Source organism: Candidatus Synechococcus spongiarum SH4 (genome assembly GCF_000586015.1).
In the GTDB taxonomy this organism is placed as follows: domain Bacteria; phylum Cyanobacteriota; class Cyanobacteriia; order PCC-6307; family Cyanobiaceae; genus Synechococcus_B; species Synechococcus_B spongiarum_F.
The window spans coordinates 1-5,479 of record NZ_JENA01000104.1; the positions used below are offsets into that span (position 1 = coordinate 1).

A 5,479-nucleotide genomic window follows, 5' to 3' on the forward strand; every position below is an offset into this window, starting at 1 on the left:
TGGCGGCGGCTCTGCTGGCGAGCCGATGAAACGGTTCCCTGGTTCTCCAAACCAGGCTCCATCCGCCAGACTCGGCAGCATCGGGCCTCTTCTTTGTTGCGATCCATGCCCCTGCCCCCACAGCCGCCTTGCGCCCCGACCGAGATTCAGCAGGAAGGCCTGAGCTTGGTTGAGTACGACCGGATTGTGCAACGGCTGGGCCGCCACCCCAACCGCACCGAACTGGGCATGTTTGGCGTGATGTGGTCGGAGCACTGCTGCTACAAGAACTCCCGCCCCTTGCTGAAGCAGTTCCCCACCAGCGGCCCCCGCATCCTGGTGGGACCCGGGGAAAATGCCGGCGTGGTGGATCTGGGGCGCAACCAGAAGCTGGTGTTCAAGATCGAGAGCCACAACCATCCCTCCGCCATTGAACCCTTCCAGGGGGCGGCCACGGGGGTGGGGGGCATCCTGCGGGACGTGTTCACCATGGGGGCCCGGCCCGTTGCCCTGCTCAATGCCCTGCGCTTCGGTCCACTGGAGGAACCCCGCAACGGCTCCCTGCTGGAGGGGGTGGTGGCGGGCATTGCCCACTACGGCAACTGTGTGGGGGTGCCCACCGTGGCCGGTGAAGTGGCCTTTGATCCCTCCTACAGCGGCAATCCCCTGGTGAACGCCATGGCGGTGGGTCTGCTGGAGACCGACGCCGTTGTCACCTCGGCGGCCCGGGGCGTGGGCAACCCGGTGCTCTACGTGGGCAGCACCACGGGACGGGACGGCACGGGTGGGGCCAGTTTCGCCAGTGCCGAGTTGTCGGATCAATCCCCGGAGAACCGACCGGCGGTGCAGGTGGGCAATCCGTTTTTCGAGAAATGCCTGATTGAAGCCTGCCTGGAGGCCTTCCAGAGTGGTGACGTGATCGCCGCCCAGGACATGGGGGCCGCCGGCCTCACCTGCAGTTGCGCTGAGATGGCCGCCGCCGGTGGGGTGGGCATTGTTCTGGATCTGGACCGTGTGCCCGCTCGGGAGCAGGGCATGACCGCCTACGAATACCTGCTCTCCGAGTCTCAGGAACGCATGCTCCTGGTGGTGCGCTCAGGGCGGGAAGACGCGGTGATGGCCCGTTTCCACCGCTGGGGCCTCCACGGGGCCGTGGTGGGACGGGTGGTGGAGGAGCCCGTGGTGCGCATCCTCCACCATGGGGAGGTGGCGGCTTCCGTGCCGGCGGCGGCCCTGGCCCAGGACACCCCCGTGATCCATCGCACCCTCTCGGAGGCTGCCCCCGCAGCACTGCGTTCCGCTTGGCGCTGGCGCCCCGGGCATCTTCCCCCCGCCACTGCCGACGGCATCCCCACGGCCCAGGGGCAGCGCACTTGGCTGCAGGTGCTGGAAACCATGCTGGATGACCCCACCATCGCCAGCAAGCGCTGGATCTGGCAGCAATACGATCACCAGGTTCAAGGCAACACCATTCTGGGGCCTGGGGCTGCCGATGCGGCGGTGATTCGTCTACGCCCGCAGTGTGGTCCCCAGGCCATGGCCGCCACCCGCCGCGCCCTGGCCCTCACCGTGGACTGCAACAACCGCTGGGTGGCCCTGGATCCCCGGGAGGGGGGTAAGGCGGCAGTGGCGGAGGCGGCCCGTAACCTGAGTTGCGTCGGCGCCGAGCCCCTGGCGGTTACCGACAATCTCAACTTCCCCTCTCCGGAAACCCCGGAGGGCTACTGGGCCTTGGCCAAGGCCTGTGAGGGGGTGGCGGAAGCCTGTCGCGCCCTGGGCACTCCGGTCACCGGCGGCAACGTTTCTCTCTACAACGAAACCCGCCGGGCGGACGGGACCCCCTGTCCCATTCAGCCCACCCCGGTCATCGGCATGGTGGGCCTGATTGAAGACCACCGCACCACCGTGACCATGGGCTGGCCTGCCGCGGATCAACAGATCTGGCTGCTGGGGTTGCCCCTGACCACCGTTGATGAGCGGATTTCCCTGGGGGGGAGCAGCTATCTGGCCATCATCCATGGGCAAACCACAGGGCGCCCCCCACGGCAGGACCTGGCGCTGGAGGCGGCCCTTCAGGGGCTGCTGCGGTCCCTGATCCGCTCCGGTGTGGTCACTGCCGCCCATGACGCAGGGGAGGGTGGCTGGCTGGTGGCCCTGGTGGAGAGTTGTCTCAAGGGCCGGCGGGGGGCCCGGGTGCAACTGCCGGAGACCCCGGACCTGCGCCCGGACGTCTTGCTGTTTGCCGAAGGGGGGAGCCCGGGTGCTGGTGAGCGTGTCCCACCAGCGGAGTGACGCCTTGCAACAGGCCGCCGGCCATGGGGAAGTGCCGTGCCAACGCCTGGGGGTGGTGACGGCCACACCCACCCTGCAGGTGTTGGCGGGACAGGAGCCCTGGCTGACAGCGGATCTGGCCCACTTGGCGCACATTGACGAGCAGGCCATTCCGCGTCGCATCGAAAGCCGGGCTTGAGGCCGCCGGAATCCCCCCATCAGCCAGAATGGAGACAAGCCCCTGAACTTCGTGGTTTCACCGCTTCGGACCCTGGCCAACCTTTCCCCCACCGTTCCGGATGTCAGCCCGAGGGTTGATCGCACCAGCGACCGACCACAGGAAGCCTGTGGCGTCTACGGGGTGCTGGCCCCAGGACTGGACGTGGCCAATCTCACCTATTTCGGGCTCTATGCCCTGCAACACCGGGGGCAGGAATCAGCAGGGATTGCGGTATTTCAAGGGGAGCAGGTGCGCCTCCACAAGGAGATGGGTCTGGTGAGCCAGGTGTTCGACCGGGACATCCTGGCCCGCCTCCCCGGGGATCTGGCCGTTGGCCATACCCGCTACTCCACCACCGGGAGTAGTCATGTCTGCAACGCCCAACCGGTGGTGCTGATGACCCGGTTGGGTCCCATGGCCATGGCCCACAACGGCAACTTGGTGAACACCGTGGAACTGGGCCGGGCCATGGCGGAACGGGGCAGGTCGTCTGTCTCCAGCACGGATTCCGAACTCATTGCCATGTTGATCCAGGAGGCGGTGGACGGTGGCGCGGGCTGGCCCGAAGCCCTCACCAGGGCGGCCTCCTGTTGCCGCGGCGCCTACAGCCTCGGCATTGGCACCCCGGCGGGCCTGTTCGCCCTGCGGGATCCCCACGGCATCCGTCCGCTGGTGTTCGGTCGCCTCGCGGATATGGAGCAGGACGGCTGGACCATCAGCAGTGAAACCTGTGGCCTGGACATTGTGGGGGCCGAGTTTCACGACACCGTGGCGCCGGGGGAGATGATCTGGTTTCGGCCCGGCGCCAGGGAGCCGGACCGCCGCCGCTGGTGCGAGGCCACGCCACGGCTGTGTGTCTTCGAGATGATCTACTTCGCCCGGCCGGACAGCAACTTCTTCGAGGAGTCCCTCTATAGCTACCGGCGACGGCTGGGCACGATCCTGGCGGAGGAGTCGCCGGCGGAAGCGGACCTGGTGATTGGCGTGCCGGATTCCGGGATTCCTGCGGCCATCGGCTTTGCCGACGGCAGTGGCGTGCCCTATGCCGAAGGTCTGGTGAAAAACCGCTACGTGGGCCGCACTTTTATCCAGCCCAGCCAGGGGATGCGGGAAGCGGGCATCCGCCTCAAGCTCAATCCCCTGCCGGACGTGCTGGCCAATCAGCGCATTGTGGTGGTGGACGACTCCATTGTGCGGGGGAGCACCAGCCGCAAAATTGTCAAGGCGTTGCGGGAGGCCGGGGCCTGTGAGGTGCATATGCGCATCAGCTCTCCGCCTGTCAAGCACCCCTGCTACTACGGCATCGATACCGACACCCAGGACCAGTTGGTGGCCGCCCGCCTGCCGTTGGAGCGGATTTGTCGCCATCTGGGGGTTGATTCCCTGGCCTATCTGAGTCAGGAGGGAATGCTACGGGCCACCCGACAGCAGGATTACCCGTTTTGCACCGCCTGTTTTGACGGCCAGTACCCCATCCCGCCCAACAAGGAACCGGGCGCCAGCAAGCTGAGGCTGGAGTCCGGTCAGGGGCCCCCGTCCTGAAGGCCGATCAGGGCTCAACCCGGCTCAACCGGAGGAACCGGAGGGTGTTGCCTCCAGGGAACCGTTGTCGGTATCGTCGGAGGATGGATCCGAAGAGGACGGACCCAGTGAGGCGGTACCGGCTGCGCTGGCCGCCTTCTCCTCCCGTTGCCGTTGGCGCCGCCGCTGCTCCGCCGCCACAGCCTCTTCCATGGCTTCCAGACCCTGGGCCATCTTCTCCAGATTGGCGCGGTAAAGGTCCACGTCCTTGCCAAAGCGCTCCTGGGCCAGACCCACGTCCGCTGCCAACTGTTTTGCCGCCTTGGCGGCGGCAGTGGCGTCGTCGGGGTCAATGCCCACCGCCACCTCCACCAGGGTCATGAGGCCAACGGCTTGCAGGCGGTTGTAGTGAAAACCGGGCTGTTGCACCCGCTCCAGAAACTGGCGCACCACCGCCGGGGTTTGGGGATTGTCGCTGGACCATTGCCGCACCCCCTCCCGCAGTTGGCCCGCCACGGACTCCCGGGCCTGGACCACTTCAGCGCGGATGGCTGCGGCTTCCAGCCCCAGCGCCGAGCAAATGGCCTGGAAAATCTCCTGCTTCTGGGCATCCGGGCGATACCCCTGCATGAAGCTGTCGAAGGTCTGGCACAGGCCGGTGGCAAAGACGGCGTCTCGATGGAAGCATTTCTGGAAGAGCAGGAGATTGAGCTCCACCAGGAGTTCATCAACCACCTGGCGATAGGCGGGGGCGATCACCCTGTCACAGTGGGCGTGGAAGGATCGCTTGGTGTCCGAGATGGTGGGGCGCTCGCTCACCCTGGTTCAGCTTGTTCGGCACCGACCCTAGCGCCGCTGTGGGCGCTTTAGGGTTCCCCGCTCCGGGGTTGAGCCTTGTTAGAGTAGGGATTCACTAGCCAGTGCGCCATTCATGATCCCCACTGTGATTGAAGATTCCGGTCGCGGGGAGCGGGCATTCGACATCTATTCAAGGCTCTTGCGGGAGCGCATCGTTTTTTTGGGTGACGTGACGGCCGACTCGGCCAGGGCAGTTACGGCCCAGCTTCTGTTTCTGGAGGCGGAAGATCCCGAGAAGGACATTTCCCTTTACATCGACTCCCCCGGCGGCGAGGTCTATAGCGGTCTCGGCATTTACGACACCATGCAGCACGTGAAGCCGGATGTGCAGACAGTCTGCGTGGGCAAGGCCATGTCCATGGGATCCTTCCTGCTGGCGGCCGGTGCGCCGGGTAAGCGGCTGGCTTTGCCCAATGCGCGGATCATGATCCACCAAGTGCTGGGGGGGGCTCAGGGCTCCGCCAGTGACATCGAGATTCAGGCCAGGGAGGCGATTTTCCTCAAGGATCGGCTCAACCACATGCTGGCGGAGTCCACCGGCCAGCCTTTGGCCCAGATTGAAGAGGACACGGACCGTGATTCCTTCATGTCCCCGGAAGATGCGGTCAAGTACGGACTCATTGACCAGGT

The 5,479-nt window shown here is 65.9% G+C and carries 3 protein-coding genes and 1 pseudogene; 3 read left to right on the plus strand and 1 reads right to left on the minus strand.

Going from position 1 to position 5,479, the window contains the following annotated elements; all coding sequences use genetic code 11:
• Positions 1-105: 105 nt before the first annotated feature.
• Positions 106-2,449 (plus strand): annotated as a pseudogene (purL, locus tag BG35_RS10565) (phosphoribosylformylglycinamidine synthase subunit PurL).
• Between the two features lie 72 nt (positions 2,450-2,521).
• On the plus strand, positions 2,522-4,012 hold the full coding sequence (gene purF / locus BG35_RS0105855; RefSeq protein WP_051506169.1) for an amidophosphoribosyltransferase: 1,491 nt from the start codon (positions 2,522-2,524) through the stop codon (positions 4,010-4,012).
• Between the two features lie 24 nt (positions 4,013-4,036).
• On the opposite strand, the gene psb29 is transcribed toward purF, so the two are convergent.
• A complete protein-coding gene (gene psb29, locus BG35_RS0105860) occupies positions 4,037-4,810 on the minus strand; it encodes a photosystem II biogenesis protein Psp29 (protein ID WP_025782091.1) in 774 nt (257 codons plus the stop codon).
• A gap of 112 nt (positions 4,811-4,922) precedes the next feature.
• On the opposite strand from psb29, the gene BG35_RS0105865 reads away from it, so the two are divergent.
• The coding region (locus BG35_RS0105865; RefSeq protein WP_025782092.1) for an ATP-dependent Clp protease proteolytic subunit at positions 4,923-5,479 on the plus strand (557 nt) is incomplete at its 3' end.